The 14207-nt window shown below is 59.7% G+C and carries 15 protein-coding genes and 1 tRNA gene; 8 read left to right on the top strand and 8 right to left on the bottom strand.

Annotated features, from left to right (window positions below):
- The first annotated feature begins 156 nt into the window (after positions 1 to 156).
- Positions 157 to 1668 carry an Ig-like domain repeat protein gene (locus tag HPS36_RS01725; RefSeq protein WP_173228269.1) on the top strand — a complete coding sequence of 504 codons (1512 nt, stop codon included), beginning with the start codon at positions 157 to 159 and terminating at the stop codon, positions 1666 to 1668.
- A gap of 15 nt (positions 1669 to 1683) precedes the next feature.
- Here the strand turns inward: HPS36_RS01725 and HPS36_RS01720 are convergent, their stop codons facing one another.
- The 4 genes from HPS36_RS01720 to HPS36_RS01705 all read right to left on the bottom strand — a co-directional run bounded on the left by HPS36_RS01720 (position 1684) and on the right by HPS36_RS01705 (position 4490).
- The gene (locus HPS36_RS01720) at positions 1684 to 2004 is read right to left on the bottom strand and encodes a hypothetical protein (RefSeq protein ID WP_173228268.1); all 321 of its coding nucleotides are present in this window, start codon (positions 2002 to 2004) and stop codon (positions 1684 to 1686) included.
- A 95-nt stretch (positions 2005 to 2099) separates the two neighbouring features.
- On the bottom strand, positions 2100 to 3239 hold the full coding sequence (locus HPS36_RS01715; RefSeq protein WP_173228267.1) for a PAS domain-containing sensor histidine kinase: 1140 nt from the start codon (positions 3237 to 3239) through the stop codon (positions 2100 to 2102).
- A gap of 172 nt (positions 3240 to 3411) precedes the next feature.
- A tRNA-Leu gene (locus HPS36_RS01710) sits at positions 3412 to 3496 on the bottom strand.
- Between the two features lie 295 nt (positions 3497 to 3791).
- Complete coding sequence (locus HPS36_RS01705) at positions 3792 to 4490, bottom strand: endonuclease III domain-containing protein (protein WP_173228266.1); 699 nt, start codon at positions 4488 to 4490, stop codon at positions 3792 to 3794.
- 100 nt (positions 4491 to 4590) lie between these two features.
- Between HPS36_RS01705 and HPS36_RS01700 the strand changes: the two genes are divergently transcribed.
- From HPS36_RS01700 to HPS36_RS01690, 3 genes are all read left to right on the top strand, one after another.
- Positions 4591 to 4899 carry a transcription initiation factor IIB family protein gene (locus HPS36_RS01700; RefSeq protein ID WP_121561973.1) on the top strand — a complete coding sequence of 103 codons (309 nt, stop codon included), beginning with the start codon at positions 4591 to 4593 and terminating at the stop codon, positions 4897 to 4899.
- Between the two features lie 144 nt (positions 4900 to 5043).
- Positions 5044 to 5460 carry a DUF2178 domain-containing protein gene (locus HPS36_RS01695; RefSeq protein WP_173228265.1) on the top strand — a complete coding sequence of 139 codons (417 nt, stop codon included), beginning with the start codon at positions 5044 to 5046 and terminating at the stop codon, positions 5458 to 5460.
- Positions 5457 to 5651, top strand: coding sequence for a helix-turn-helix transcriptional regulator (locus HPS36_RS01690; protein ID WP_137715451.1), 195 nt, complete (start codon positions 5457 to 5459; stop codon positions 5649 to 5651). Before HPS36_RS01695 ends, HPS36_RS01690 begins: the two co-directional genes overlap by 4 nt.
- Here the strand turns inward: HPS36_RS01690 and HPS36_RS01685 are convergent, their stop codons facing one another.
- Positions 5652 to 6290 carry a fibrillarin-like rRNA/tRNA 2'-O-methyltransferase gene (locus tag HPS36_RS01685; protein WP_173228264.1) on the bottom strand — a complete coding sequence of 213 codons (639 nt, stop codon included), beginning with the start codon at positions 6288 to 6290 and terminating at the stop codon, positions 5652 to 5654.
- The gene (locus HPS36_RS01680; protein WP_173228263.1) at positions 6283 to 7188 is read right to left on the bottom strand and encodes an NOP5/NOP56 family protein; all 906 of its coding nucleotides are present in this window, start codon (positions 7186 to 7188) and stop codon (positions 6283 to 6285) included. Before HPS36_RS01680 ends, HPS36_RS01685 begins: the two co-directional genes overlap by 8 nt.
- Positions 7189 to 7526: 338 nt before the next feature.
- On the opposite strand from HPS36_RS01680, the gene HPS36_RS01675 reads away from it, so the two are divergent.
- Positions 7527 to 8744, top strand: a complete 1218-nt coding sequence (locus HPS36_RS01675) for a hypothetical protein (protein WP_173228262.1) — start codon at positions 7527 to 7529, stop codon at positions 8742 to 8744.
- A gap of 9 nt (positions 8745 to 8753) precedes the next feature.
- On the opposite strand, the gene HPS36_RS01670 is transcribed toward HPS36_RS01675, so the two are convergent.
- Both HPS36_RS01670 and HPS36_RS01665 read right to left on the bottom strand, forming a co-directional pair.
- On the bottom strand, positions 8754 to 10379 hold the full coding sequence (locus HPS36_RS01670) for an HNH endonuclease (RefSeq protein WP_173228261.1): 1626 nt from the start codon (positions 10377 to 10379) through the stop codon (positions 8754 to 8756).
- Positions 10380 to 10553: 174 nt separating this feature from the next.
- Complete coding sequence (locus HPS36_RS01665) at positions 10554 to 11276, bottom strand: site-specific integrase (protein ID WP_235681725.1); 723 nt, start codon at positions 11274 to 11276, stop codon at positions 10554 to 10556.
- Between the two features lie 3 nt (positions 11277 to 11279).
- Here HPS36_RS01665 and HPS36_RS01660 point away from each other — a divergent pair, with 3 nt between their 5' ends.
- From HPS36_RS01660 to HPS36_RS01650, 3 genes are read left to right on the top strand one after another with little or no spacing between them, the layout of a single operon-like run.
- Entirely contained in the window at positions 11280 to 12047 is a 768-nt protein-coding gene (locus HPS36_RS01660; RefSeq protein WP_173228260.1) for a thioredoxin domain-containing protein, read from the top strand.
- 49 nt (positions 12048 to 12096) lie between these two features.
- Positions 12097 to 13293 carry a restriction endonuclease gene (locus HPS36_RS01655; RefSeq protein WP_173228259.1) on the top strand — a complete coding sequence of 399 codons (1197 nt, stop codon included), beginning with the start codon at positions 12097 to 12099 and terminating at the stop codon, positions 13291 to 13293.
- 3 nt (positions 13294 to 13296) lie between these two features.
- On the top strand, positions 13297 to 14193 hold the full coding sequence (locus HPS36_RS01650; RefSeq protein WP_173228258.1) for a hypothetical protein: 897 nt from the start codon (positions 13297 to 13299) through the stop codon (positions 14191 to 14193).
- Positions 14194 to 14207: the final 14 nt, after the last annotated feature.

Genomic DNA, 14207 nt, shown 5'->3' with positions numbered 1-14207 from the left:
CGACCGATCGACAAGGCGGTGTCGTTCCGGCGACCAGCGCGCCGCGCGCGGAGTCAATATCGGAGCGCGCCGGCACGGGACGAGCCCGCCCGACCGGACGTGGTCGTCGCCTGAAACGAAGGTTATGTGTCTCCGGTCCCGAGGTTCCGGTAACCGATGCGTCACGCCAGCGCCGCCCTCGTCGCCGCGCTCCTCGTCGTGCTCGCCGGCTGCGGCGGCCTCGGCGGGCAGTCACTGACCGACGCCTCGCCGACCATCGAGTCCGTCGACGCGCCCGCGTCGCTCGGCCACGACGAGCGCGCGACGGTCCGGGCCACCGCGCGGTGGGCCGCCCTGGCCGACGGCAGCGGCGCGGCGGGCTCGGACGCGCCGAACGCGAGCCTCGATCCGGTCCGGGTGACGGTCCGGATCGGCGACGCGACGCTGCTCGCGGAGAACCGGTCCGTCCCCGCGAACGGGACGATGACGGTGACGACCGTGGTCGACGCCGCGGCGCTCGACCCCGGCGAGCACGAGCTCACAGTGACCGTCGGAGAGGCGAACGCGACCCGGTCGATCGTCGTCGAGGAGGCGCGGGCGGCGACGTTCGCGGTCTCGGGGATCGAGGCCCCGGAGCGCGTCGCGTACGGCGAGGACCTCTCGGTCACGGCGACCGTGACCAACCGCGGCGACCTGGCGGGCGCACAGATGGTCTCGTTCCGGTACGGGACCGCCGCGAGCGCGAACCGGACGGTGACGCTCGACGGGGGCGGGGAAACGCGTGTCTCCGTCACGTTCGCCGACGTGCGATTCGACGGCGGCGACCACCCGGTCGTCGTGACGACCGCGAACCGGACGCGCGAGCTGGCCGTCTCGGTGATCCACCCGAGCCCCTACGGGAAGACGACGCTCGGCCTCTACGTCGACGACGAGGCGGTCGACCGGAACGTCTCGGGCGTCGTCGCGGCCGCGACGGGCTACTGGGAGCGGAACGACGAGCGCTACCTGGGCTACCCGGTCGCGTACGAGCGCGTCGCCGACGCCGACGCCGCGGACGTGATCCTCCGCTTCGAGCGCGTCGAGCGGTGCGGCGTCGAGGACGACGACGCGCGGTACTTCGGCTGCGCGGACCTGCTCGTCGACGAACCGCGGACCCCGATGACCGCGACCGTCGATCCCCGGATCTCCGACGCGGAGATGAACTCGACGATCATCCACGAGCTCGGGCACGTCCAGGGGCTCGAACACGGCGACGAGCCCGCCGGGCTGATGAACGCGACGAGCACGCTCGCCACCAATAGCCCGGTGAAAGTCCACCTGCGCGGGGACGACGGCGCGGTCACCGGCCCCGTCGAAGACGAGGTGGCCGCGGCGCTCGACCACTTCGCGGCCCGCGACGACGTCGTCGGCAACGACGGGTTCGCGTGGGAGTTCGTCGACAGCGCGCGCGACGCGCACCTCCAGATCACCTACGACGAGCGCGGCGAGGTCTGTTTCGCCGACGGCGGCGGGTCCTGTACGGTCGACGGCGAGTACTACGGGCAACAGGACGTGCGGCTGGAGGAGCTCGACGAGGAAGTCGTCGCGTGGCACGTCGGCGCGTCGCTGGCGCCGGTGCTGCTGGACGAGGTCCCGCCGGAGCTCACCGGCGAGGCGGACAGACGCGAGCGCGAGGCCTGGCCGGAATAGCGGTCGAGCGGCGAGCTACTCTCGATACTTCGCTTCGAGCTTCGCGGTGAAGTGGACGTACCGACGCTCGACGCGCTCGAAATCGGTCCCCGGTATGCGGAGCGAGTCCTCGACGGAGCCGGCGTCGCGGACCGTCTCCTCGACCGGTTCGGTGGCGACCAGCCCCTTCGCTTCGAGGCTCTCGATGACCGCCTCGACGTCTCCGTCGCCTCCGAGGACCTGGAGCTGCTCGGCCGGCAGCCCCTCCGCGATCATGAACTCGAACGTGTCACGCTCGACGGCCTCGCCCGCGTCGAGGATCCCCTCGACGAGCCGTTCCTCGGCGTCGGTCAACACGGTCGGCCGGTCGTCTCTCGTGTCGCTACTTCACGGTTCGGGAGGTCTGGTGCCCCCGTCTCGCCGCGGCGGGGTCGCCGAGCGGGCCCACGTCCCTACGACGCGCTCTCGACGCCGGTGACCTCGAACCTCGCTCCGCCGTCGGCGCCGTCGGTCACCCGTACGTCCCACCCGTGCGCGTCGGCGATCTGCGCGACGATGCTCAGCCCGAAGCCGGTGCCGTCGGCGTTCGACGAGAACCCGACGTCGAAGACGGCGTCCCTGTCGTCCGCGGGGATGCCTGCCCCGTCGTCTTCGAGGTAGAACCCGCCGTCGAGGCCGCCGACGGCGATGGCAACGTCGCCGCCGCCGTGTTCGACCGCGTTCCTGAGCAGGTTCTCCAGCAGCGTGCCCACCCGGCTGCGGTCGGCCCGGATCGTGGGGAGGTCGCCGACGAGCGAGACGGCGGCGCCGTCGACCTGCGCCTCGCAGTCGCGGACGACGGCCGCCAGCGGGATGTCGTCCAGGTCGCCGATCTCACTGCCCGCGCGGGCGAGGGAGAGCAGATCGTCGATCAGTTCGAGGCTCCGATCGATCGACCGGGCGGCGGGCGCCAAGTGGGATAGGTCTCCGTCCGCTCGGGCGAGCGCGATACGACCCTGCGCGACGCCCAACGGGTTGCGAAGGTCGTGCGAGACGATGCTCGCGAACTCGTCGAGCTTGTCGCGCTCCCGCTGTAACTCGCGTTCGCGCTCTTTGAGGTCGGTGATGTCGGTCCCGGTCATGTACACGCGCTCGTAGGTCTCGGCGTACGCCTCGGGGACGTACAGTTGGAGGATCTGGTGCCGGCGCTTCCCGTCGAACGTGTTAGCGACCGTCTCGCCCCGAAACCGCGTCTTCCCGGCGGCGATGCCGGCCCAGAGTTCGACGGTGAGATCCCACGCCTCCTCGTCGAGGACCTGATCGACGTTGTCGAGGAGGTGCTCCTTCGAACGCGCCCCGTAGTACTCCACCGCGTTCCGGTTCACGTCGACCGTTTCGACCTCGTCGAAGAGCGCCGCCACTTCCGAGGGGTGCGAGTCGAGAAACGCCGCGACCTCCGTCGGGTCGACTCTCAGCGAATTCAGATACGACTTCGCCGCCGAGAAGTCGTGCTCCCAGATGACGATCGGGTTGTTCTCGAACAGCATCCGATACCGATCGCCGGCAGCGCCGGTCTCCCGGTGGACATCGGCGTCGCCGGGGTCCCCTCCCATGGCTACTCAACGCCCCTGTTAGTATATAACTACTAACACGGATTCGGATGCCGAGGGAATTCGAACCTGCGCCAAAAATGTCTCTCATGTTCGTTCGAGGCAGTATGCGCGGGACCGGATTCGAACCGCGAGGACTCGCTTCGCTCGTCCTCTGGGTTATAAATCCGCTCAGTGCGCGGGACCGGATTTGAACCGGCGGACCCCTACGGGATAGCGTCCTAAGCGCTACGCCTTTGGCCTGGCTCGGCAACCCGCGCGCAAACCAGCGTACGCGAAACCGAGTCAAGAACCTGACGGACCGACAGCGGCGATATGATTTATAAATATCGTGCGCGGCGCGTGCCTGCGAGCGGCCGGAGCGAAGCGGAGGTCGCGAGAGCCCGCGCGAGGGAGTCGCTGGCGCCATCGGCGCCAGCGACGAGGTTGGGGAGGTCTGAGGTGCTGTGCGGGGCGGGACTCAAAGGAGCGGCCGGGGCTTTGGGAGGCGGTCGCCACCGAGCGACCAGCAGAATTCACTCCGAACCGGTCACGAATCGCTCCTTGCTCACCGTATCAGCAGTACTCGCAGTCGCAGTACGCCTCGCAGACAGGGTTGTCGCAGTCCGCGCCCCGCGCGGAACAGTGCTCCCGCCCGTGTCGGATCAGGAGGACGTGAAGCGGGTAGATCAGCTCGTCGGGCACCTGCGCGTCCAGCACCTCGTGGGCGCGCTCGTTCGAGGCCGACTCCGGCACCAGTCCGAACCGCTTCGAGACGCGCTCGACGTGGGTGTCGACCGCCATCGTTGCCTTCCCGAAGTGGAAGTTCAACACGACGCTGGCGGTCTTCGGCCCGACGCCTTTGATCTCCGTCAGCCACGCCTTCGCGTCGTCGGTCGCCATCGCGTCGAGGAACGCCAGCGAGTACGCGCCGCCGGTCTCCTCGCGGATCGCGGTCAGCGCGCGCTGGATCCGCGCGGCCTTCTGGTCGGGGAGGCCGGCGACCCGGATGGTCTCGGCCAGTTCGTCGTGGTCGGCGGCCTCGATGGCCGCGAAGTCGTCGTACCGCTCGAACAGCGCCTCCGAGGCGCGCCGCGTGTTCTCGTCGGCGACGTTCTGCGAGAGGATCGTCGTCACCAGTTGCCTGACGCCCTCGCCCGGCTCCGCGGTCGGGTCCGCGCCGTGTTCGGCGACCCGGTCGACCGGCTCGTACAGCTCGACGAGATCGTCGTGAAGCGCGCGGACCCGCGTCTCGTCCCACGTCTGCGTCGACATACGCGCGCTACGTGCGCGTGCGACTTGAGACCGGCGACCGCGGGGAACTCCGAGCGCGCCGACGCGGGCGTTTATGTCCCTCCCGCGACTACCTCGCCGCGTGTACCGCGCGAGCGACCGAGTCGACAACGAGGCGTGGATCGAACTGCTCGATGAAGCGTGCCGCTCGCTCGACCTCGACGACGAGACGCGCTCGACCGCGGTCGACCTGTTCCTCTCGCGCGCCCCCGACGACGACCGCGGGAAGCGCGTCGCGGCCGCCGCCAGCCTCTACGCCGCCGGACTGATCCGCGGCGAGGAGCGCTCGCAGTCGGCGGTCGCCGACGCGATGGACGTCTCGCGGCTCTCGGTCCAGAAGCGCTGGAAGCCGATCTTAGAGGACGCCGGCTTCTCGCCGCCGTCGTGGTAGCACGGCGGAGCGGCGGCGAACGACTGTCTCGACCCTCGTGAGCCACCGGTGACCTCGCCGGCGACAGTTTTATTATCTAACGTAAAGTGTCCTTTACTGTAAAGCGAGCTTTACACACGGTTCCCGCTCGCTTTACCCCCTACCATGAGCGAACACACCGCCTCCGCGACGACTCGGCCCTCCACACGGAAACGCTACAAGCGCATCGCCTACGGACTGCTCGGCGCCGGCATCGCCGCGCTGTTCGTGGCCATCGCCCTCGATAGGTTCGTCCTCGGCGTCGCCCTCTACTGGGCCGGCGGCCTCGGTATGGGGCTGGTCCAACGGTTCAGCCCCGTCGAACTGTACGACGAGCGCGACAGCACCATCGACCGAAAGGCGAGCCAGGTCACGCTGAACGTCTTCGCGTACGTCTTCGTCCTCGGGCTGCCGGGCGGCCTCGTGCTGGCCGAGACCGGCGCGGTCACGCTCCCCGGCTGGTTCCACGGCGCGACGTGGACGCTGTTCGCGATATACGTCGTGTACGGCGTTGCCGTCGGCTATCACAAGTACCGGTCATGAGGAACGACATCGCCGACAGACGCGCCGAGACCGGCGAGAGCCAGGCCGACCTCGCCGCCGCGGTCGGCGTCACCCGACAGACCATAAACGCCATCGAACGCGAGCGCTACGACCCCTCGCTGGAGCTGGCGTTCGCGCTCGCGGCCCACTTCGACTGCCGGATCGAGGACATCTTCGAACCGGCCGAGTGATCACTTCGGCGTCGCCACGACGCCGAGGTGGTCCTCGTGGAACCGGTCGAGCCGCCGCGTCTCCAGGACCTCGTACGCCTCCCGAAGGCGGTCGAGCGCGTCATCGAACACCGCGTCCGGCGCCGCGGTCACGTCCTCGCTGCGCGCCTTGATCGCGAGCAGCAGTCGGCCGTCGTCGGCGAGGAACCGCGCGTTGCGCACGGCCACGTCGGCCTGCCCGCGCGTGGCCACGTCCTGAACGACCGCGTCGACGTCGGCCTCCACCACGTGCGCGTACGTCTCGGGCCTCCGAGCGTCCTTGAGCAGCGGGAAGAGCCTGTCGCGCGGTTCGGCGGCGTCGAGCAGGTCGCGCGCCGGCCGCGGGGCGAACTCGACCGCGTACGTCGGCCCGGCGAAGTCGGCGACGTGGCTGACGGTCGTCCCGCTCGCCGCGCCGAGGTAGAGGACCGTCTCCCCGCCCGCGAGCCCGGTCTCCAGCCCGAGCTCCAGCATGCCGCCGAGCTTCGACCGCTCGGGGTCCCACGCGCGCCAGCCGTCCGCGGTCGGCTCGCCGTACACCGGCTCGCCGCGGGTCGCCAACCGCTCCTCGCCAGCTATCTGGCGGCGCTCGACCCCGTCGGGAAGGGACGGCTCACTCATCGTCGGCCTCCCCCTCGCTCGCCGCTCCGTCGCCGTCGCGGTCGCTCCCCGCTTCCTCGTCTGCGCGGGCGCGAATCGTCGCCATCCGCTCCCGGAGGTCGTCGTGGAGCTGCGCCCGTCGCTCGCCGGCGTAGTGGTCGGCCCGCGCCGCGAGCGTCAGCTTCCCGGCGAGCGCGCGCGCCGCCGAGCCGCGGTCCGCCGGTCGCGTGCCGCGGACGAACTCGTGCGTGTAGATGATCCCGTGTTTCGGCGAGGGGGCCCGCCCCGAGAGGTGCGCGAACAGCGCGTCCTCGGCGCCGAGCACCTGAACCGTGCCCGAGGGCTTCTTCGCGAGCGACTCCAGGCCGCCCGCGAGCGCGATCAGGCGCGCGGCGAGCTCCGGCCCGGCCATCTCGGTGAGGTTCGGCGCGACCGCGGGCGCGATCCGACCGATCGTCGCCGCGAGTTCGGCCCGCTCGTCGTCCAAGTCGGCCGCGCGCGCCGCGAGCGACACCGCCCGCCGCTCGACCTCGCTCTCCGGCTCGCGGGCCGCGATCGCCCGGGCGCCCTCGACGCCGGACCCCACGTCGTCGAAGAGGCTCCCGGCCCACTCGACGGCGCGTTCGGCGAGCTCGTTGGCCACGCGCTCCGCGTCGTCCATGGCACGAATACTATGTTTTAACTGTTGGTCATCTGATCTTTCTCTTTCTTGTACGGCTCCTCGGGTGGCGTAAATTGTTGCTTCATGGAGTCTATCGTAATATTCCTCTTGGTCTTCCGCGAAGTCAGCCTCAACAGCCTTTGTGGGCCAATCTTTTGGCGTTTCTGTGCTACCGTTTTCAATGGCCTTTCGGGCGGCTTCGAGGTCGTCAGGTGGAACCGATTCAAACCAACCTGAGTCGGGGCCGGCGTCAGTCATATACTGAGTTGTGGACTCGAATTCGTATATGTATCCCGATGTGGCAGTCTTTGAATTCGTCTCAAAAAACGACTGTGTTGAAATATTCCTCATCTAATATTCGGCACAAGTCGGTGACTGAAGCAACTAATGACGAATGTAATATATAAATTTTCCTTCAAGAGTTGGATGGGGGTAAACAGCAAGGAAATTACAATTACTAGAACTACGAGCATGAGCCCTAGAGGAGGGGGCGAGATCTGGTTTTTGAGACGTACAGTTTTGTCTGATTAACAGGATTGGTCAGCATTCCATTGTGTGGGGAAGAATCAATATGTTGGACTGGCGAATCCCGGGTAATGGGAAGGAACAGAGGCACTCTATTCTGTGATTACAATTTCCACGATTTGAAGCGTGAGAAAATGGGGGAAATGGAGGACGAGATTTCATCCCTCACCTCGGGAGAACTGGATGAGAACAGTACAGACTCTCTAGCGATAATTTTCTCTTCCAAATATACGCCTTCTCAAATCCACCTTTATGACGTTATAAAGGAGGACGTAGGGCAGGTTGAGAAAGAAGTTCAAAACCAGACCGGGATCCCAAGCCTTGGTCGAGGCACACCAACGAGAAAATACGAGAGGCTGAAGGTGAAGTTCCAGTTTGACGGAAATAAGGAATTATTCCGTTACAAGCCTAGCAGCTACAACTTCAACCCTCCATTGTACGACAAGCTCAAAAGCAGTGAGGTTGTGAGGTACTTCGATTACCGGACGCAGAATCGTGATGCGGAAGAGGTAGGTGAGGAACTTCGGTCTGATATTGAGGGGTGGAGAGATGATGTCCGCTCGTGGGTTGAGAACCTGAATTCAGATATCAGGCAGATGCGGGAGAAGGCTGAGACCAAGGCTCGTTCAGCGATTGAACGGCGTCGGGGAGAGATTGAAACCAAGACGCAGGTGATGGAGGAACTTGGTGTCGAAACGGAAGGGTCAGGGGATCAGGGATTTGTAGTCCCAGAGAAGAAGCGGAGTATTGAACTTCCAAAACCTGACGACAGCAGTTCTCCGAGTATTATCCCGGACAACCACTATTTGGAGATTCTGAATCTTATCGACGATCTCGGAGTAAATATTGAGCGGTCAGTTGATACGGTGCGTGATCTGGATGAGGAGTCTCTACGTGATATTTTCCTTATTGGCATCAACTCTCACTACGCCGGGATTGCACAGGGTGAGTCTTTCAATCGGAGCGGAAAGACGGATATTCTGCTTCCGTATGAGAACTGGAATCTGTTCGTTGCGGAATGTAAGTTCTGGTCAGGACAGGCCCAGTTCATAGATGCGATGGATCAGCTTTTGGGGAATCTAACAGTCCGTGACTCTCACGCGTGTTTGATGATGTTCTCTAGGAGATCAAGGTTTAACGAGATCCAGGAGAAGGCTAGGGAGGCTACGAAGAGTCACGAACGATTTGAGACAGAGTTACCGGGCCACGACGACCACAATGTGTACCGATTCCAGATTGATTCAGGTACTCCGGTCAAGGTCGCTGTCAAACTATTTGATCTCCAATAGTCGAGTTTTCTAATTTCTGTCCTCCTCAAGCCGCTGAACCTTTTCTAGCAACTCTTTGTTGAACTCGTCACCGTTCTTACCATGGTGAACTCGATAATGGCAGTTGGGGCAAAGTGCTGTAACCGTATCAGGTGTATCTGAGCCTCCGTCGCTCAATTCGTGGATATGATGGGCATGTAGATAGGGTTCTCCAGTCTTGCTAGTGAATGGAGCAGGGTTGTTACATCCCTCGCATGTTCCATCTGCACGAGCCATTACATATTCGCGGATTTCGGATGAACGGGAATACTGAGAGGTCGAATTCGTGGTAACTGCTCCCTGAGATACTTCCTCAACAGCACTTTCTTGTGCTTTCTCTCGAAGCTCGTCTAGATCCTTACTGCCTGATTCTGGAGACGAGGTATTCCTCTGCTGGTCCTGCGATCGACTGGATTCTTCTTCATCTGTGCTAGGTGAATAACGTGAGTTGGTTGCCTCCGGGTTTGTCTGATCTGTAGCTGTTGAAGCATTCAGATCACTAGAATTTATTTCAGAACCGCTGTTTAAATGTGTCCGATATTTATTTGGAGAGTCGTCGTTGGCTATCACATCTTCTGGTTCACTATTATCTACTTCACCGCCTGATTCGTTGGAATCGAAATGGCTAGGATGTGACGAATCTACTTGAGAAACAGTTCCCGGATCTATCTGTTCTGAATCTTCAATTGCTTGTGAAAGGTAATCCCCGGTTGGTTCCAGACGCTCTGGAGGAAACGTGTAATGGTCTGTATTACCGCTGGAGAGAGTTTCCAACGGTATTGGTTTGTCGCCAGTAAAATCTGGATACTCCTCGGTTAGGGTCTTTTCATCGACGACGATGACAACAGAGGCAAATTGGTCATACTGAGGGTTGTCTTCGGCAACCGAAATCTCTGTTTGACTGCCGTGATATACGATGTAGTCTTGGGCCGGGATTGGAGGAAGATTGACGACAACAAAATTTTTTGAATCATCCGCCTCACGGTCTCGGACCTTCATACCAATTTTAAAATTATCTGTAGTGTCAATTAGATCTTCATCTATGGATTTCGGCAGGTTTTTGAAATAGTTCTCTGCTCTTACGGAGATGGTCTTACAGACACCGACTGACGGCCCAACCAGAATCACCGTGATATCAGAGCCTGTAACACCTTCTCGAACCGGTCCAATATTCACAGAACGATCATCTATGTAGACGATTCCATTGCCAGCGTTGCTTCTCCTATCAATTGTGGCTTCATGTAATTCATTAGTCTCCCATGGCGGCACGTACTCGAGGATTCCGTATCCCTTCTCGTGATAATCTAAACCCTGTTTCCCGATAGTTCCGTATGCGTCACCGTAGTCAATAGAGAAATCGTATGGCACGAGATCCTGAAGTTCTTCAATATAATTTGAAGGAAGTATTTTTCTAGGTCTCTTGATTCTCGCATATGGTCCAGGCAGCTTCATTGCTTCAATCCGTTCGCCGACTGCGTCCTGGTCAACCGGACCGAGAATTATGTCGTTTTTACCGGCGGTTTCGATAACTCCCTTCCCAGCGCTGTCAATTTTGTGTATCCGAGAATCGAAGGTTTTCCCGTTACGTGGGGCAGATCCTACAGTATCTCGGTCCATGGAAGTCCTCTAGGAAGTCTTGTGTCAAATAGTTTGGTCGCCAATCATCAGATACGATTGGGAGAATAATTCATTCCCTTCGTCTTATTTGAGAAGTTCAGAATGTAATCATTAGTCGACATTTCATAAATGACCATCGATTATAAATAATCATTTCAACCGAGCTTAGCGTGGCTATATCACCAGTTTGTAAATTCGTTCTCGATAGAGTGGTTCAATATCCTCATAGTAGCTATGGATGTAGTGGTCGATCCCACCAGCAGGATCAGTAGTCCCACCGGCTGAAGTATCACCGCGCATATATTTGATCAATTCTCGGTTCAAGTCTTGCTCAACGCGCCAGAACGTAGTGAACCGGTGACGGCCATAGTGCGATGTTACAGCCCGGTACTGCTGTGTCTCTTCATACTCTGGATGGAAGTGGCGCTTCCAAGCGAGGTTAATCGCCTCATCGTCTACCTGTGAGTTGCTCGTACGAGAGAGGAACAACCATGGCTGCTCGTTGTCAGGCCGGATGAGTAGATAGTTCATCCAAAGTCGGCGAAGTTCCTCGTCGACAGGGAGAATTCGGGGGCGTTTTGATTTATTCCCTTCACGATCGTGAGGGATGTAGACGGCGTTCTCAAACCGAGAGACATGCGGTGAGGTTCCCATTTCCGGGTAATGCTCAGCCACTTCGCTGTTGGTGATGTTCAGTTCGCTTATCTTGATGTTTGCCATCTCACTGGCGCGCAGGCCCAGTTTGAGCTGCGTTACGATGAACGCGCGGTCCCGAATGTGCTTCACGTCCCGGACTACGTCCCGTAGATCCTCAACCGGAATTCGGGGTGGTTCCTTCACCCGCCGAGTTGAGAGAGACATTTTCTTTTTCGCGATCATGAACGGATTGTAGTCCACGGGGTGCGGAAACTCGGCCCCGTTCTGCCAGTACTTGTAGAAGATGACGATCAAGAGCCACAGGAAGGCGAACTGGTCGTCTACACCGACGCCTGGGACGCGACAGGCTGGGGTATCGAACCCGTCCTCAAGAAGTTGGAACAGGACTTCGGCCTGAGTTTTGACCTCTCCTACGAGCCCTTCACACCACGTGAACTCGACAGCAACGACTGGGGAGAAGTGTCTTCCCGGTACGACATGCCCTACGCTCAGGTCGTTGAACTTCCCGACAACACGAAGCTGTCAACGAGTGCGCTACACGTCGCCCAAGAACTGGATCCGGATCTCTTCCGGGATTACCTTCGGCGCTTACGGATCGTTGCGTTAGCCGAAGGTCGAAATATTGAGGATCGTGAGCTGCTCGTCGAACTCGCAGGCGAAGTAGGCTTTGACACCTACGAGTTTGAGGAGAACTGGTACGGGGATATCGACGATATGGGTGAGTCCGAGGCAATACCGATCATGCATGTAACGATCGGAGACCACGAGATCCCGTGGAGCGGTCACCTCGAATATGGTCTTGCTTATGGCGTCTTACTCGACAACGATGTCCTGCCTGTCGGCGACCCATCGACTTACGACCAGCTCGTTGGCGAATACGGCCCGATCACTACCACTGAGATTGCGGACATCACGGGAGACGACCGAGAACAGATCAAGACAGAACTCGAAGAATGTGAGGACGTAGTCCGAGTCGAGTACGGCGACGCCGGCTTCTGGGACCAAGCCTAACGCTTCTGTCTCCCGAGTGATTATACGCTAGAGTTCATCAATACCAGACATGGACGAGCTCGAGTTTGCCCTCGAAACTATCGACGGGCAGCGTTTCGAGGATTTCTCGATGGCGTTTCTCCGTGAGGAAGGGTATGAGGTCCACGAAAGTGGCGGGGCCGGAGCTGATGGTGGCTGGGACGCCCGTATCGAACTCGGTGAGCGGAACGGAATCGCCCACGCGAGTAAGCGGAAGGACTGGAAACGGAAACTACGGGATGACGCCGAGAAGGTCGAACAGTTAGAGGAGAACCGTGACGAGGAGTACGACCTCCTGCTGTTCGTGACTAACCAGCGGGTTACGGGACAGCAAGAGCTGGAGATGGAGGACGAGATTCAGAGCGAATACGGTTGGCGGTTGAAACTCCTCCACCGGGACAATATCCTCGGAGAATTACGTCAGAATCACCAGCAATTAGCGGAGAAGTACCTCGACGCCGATCTTCAACGGGATAGTGACCACATCGAAGAGATCGAGGAGTTGGTTCAGGATCGGCTCAAGCAAATTCGGAATCGCGACGGCGACGCCAGTGAAATTAAATCAGGACCAGCTGTCGTCCTACATATCATCCCCAACGGAATATTTTCGAAGAGAAAGGTCAAGTCAGCAGGGAAGATTCCTGATCCACCGATTCTCTATGAGCGACACAGTTACCCTGAGACTCGAGGGAAGTCCACTATCGCTTACGGGAATCATCTCGGTAGTGATGAAAAGCACTCATACGGACTCTTTCAGAATGATGGGCTATACGAGTCCGTTTCAACATCGGCCATCATAGCCGGGAATGGTGGTGATCAATGGATTCGTGGAGCAATCCAAAGTGGTGCTGGGATAGGACTTGACGCACACATCGTCTTGACTACAAGGGATGTCGTATCCAAGTTAGCAAAGATGGGATTTTCGGGGAGTGCATTCGTTTTCCTCTCATTCTTAGACGCCAGCGAAGTGAAACTTGACCGACCTAACCAAGGCAGAGGTATTCGACTTTCTCATCCGTCGACCTTTGGAACTGACTTCTACACCACAGAGTACGGGACGGTTCAGATTAGATCTGAAGAAGTGATCGGTGACTTGGAGCCTATTCTATCGGAAATATGGCGACAGTTTGGTCACGAAGCCGGTACAGAGAACATTGAGAATGGAAAATGGGATCGGGGTAGTTACACAGTGAATGGAGACACGCTTCTTGAAGAGGGGGATCGCTGACCAATGGTTACGGGGTTCTATGCGGCACTTGCTGGGGCAGCCAGCGTCTTCATTGGTATCCTCACGGCGCTGCTGGCGAGTAACCTATCAAACCTCAACGCGCAACGAGAACGAATCGAGCGACGTATAGAGACAATCGATGCCCGTATTGGGAACTTAGATACTCAGTACGAGCATTTCCAAGATACCCTCGAACAAATTCGGGAACAAGAGGAAGCCAACCAACGTCGCGAGGAAGCAGCAGATCAGGTTGACGAGTTCATCGAGGATCATGTCGGAACCGAATTTGACATCGATCCTGACGACCTCACACCACGAAGGCTACAGCAGGAGTTTGCCGACTACCTTGGAGTAGATCGATTAAACGAAGAACAGCATAACGTCCTTCAGGAACACTTCGAAGATATCCAAGAAGCCCTCACGCCGTCTTCGAGTTGGATGGGGCCCAACATTGACCCTGGCACCTTCACTGACTCAGCGGTCATCGCGAGTAATAATCAGATAGAACATATGTGGCAAATGTATACCAACGAGCGGTACAACCGAAACTATCGTCGCTGGATTCAGACGATGACCGAGATCAGGTCACTACAAGATGAGCGAGAACGGCTCGTTGATCGTCACGAGTCGTTAGATCCGTCACGTATTCGAGGAAGTCTCCGAGCGACGGTTGTAACGATCGTTCTCTCTGTCGGGGTTCCACTATTCGCCTATCTACTTCGGGTGGCGGAGTTCACATTCGTCACGGATGTCCCGGTATGGCTTGAGCCAGGGAGTATATTCGTCATATGGGTCGGTGGATTGGTCTACGTATTTAATCACCTCAGAGAGCAGCTCGACGAAGACGGTGGAGACATTCCTGACGAGCCGGAGATCTCTCTTGACGACGAGAATGTGTGATAACCCTGGAACCG

Source organism: Halorubrum salinarum (assembly GCF_013267195.1).
Lineage (GTDB): Archaea > Halobacteriota > Halobacteria > Halobacteriales > Haloferacaceae > Halorubrum > Halorubrum salinarum.
This window is presented reverse-complemented; position numbering and strand designations above follow the sequence as displayed.

Excerpts from the sequence above, each read along its gene's own strand:
- HPS36_RS01655 (WP_173228259.1), top strand. The coding sequence starts at position 12,097 with ATGGACGAGCTCGAGTTTGCCCTCGAAACTATCGACGGGCAGCGTTTC.
- HPS36_RS01705 (WP_173228266.1), bottom strand. The coding sequence starts at position 4,490 with ATGTCGACGCAGACGTGGGACGAGACGCGGGTCCGCGCGCTTCACGAC.
- HPS36_RS01725 (WP_173228269.1), top strand. The coding sequence starts at position 157 with ATGCGTCACGCCAGCGCCGCCCTCGTCGCCGCGCTCCTCGTCGTGCTC.
- HPS36_RS01680 (WP_173228263.1), bottom strand. The coding sequence starts at position 7,188 with ATGACTGACGCCGGCCCCGACTCAGGTTGGTTTGAATCGGTTCCACCT.
- HPS36_RS01715 (WP_173228267.1), bottom strand. The coding sequence starts at position 3,239 with ATGGGAGGGGACCCCGGCGACGCCGATGTCCACCGGGAGACCGGCGCT.
- HPS36_RS01690 (WP_137715451.1), top strand. The coding sequence starts at position 5,457 with ATGAGGAACGACATCGCCGACAGACGCGCCGAGACCGGCGAGAGCCAG.
- HPS36_RS01685 (WP_173228264.1), bottom strand. The coding sequence starts at position 6,290 with ATGAGTGAGCCGTCCCTTCCCGACGGGGTCGAGCGCCGCCAGATAGCT.
- HPS36_RS01670 (WP_173228261.1), bottom strand. The coding sequence starts at position 10,379 with ATGGACCGAGATACTGTAGGATCTGCCCCACGTAACGGGAAAACCTTC.
- HPS36_RS01695 (WP_173228265.1), top strand. The coding sequence starts at position 5,044 with ATGAGCGAACACACCGCCTCCGCGACGACTCGGCCCTCCACACGGAAA.
- HPS36_RS01650 (WP_173228258.1), top strand. The coding sequence starts at position 13,297 with ATGGTTACGGGGTTCTATGCGGCACTTGCTGGGGCAGCCAGCGTCTTC.
- HPS36_RS01675 (WP_173228262.1), top strand. The coding sequence starts at position 7,527 with ATGGGAAGGAACAGAGGCACTCTATTCTGTGATTACAATTTCCACGAT.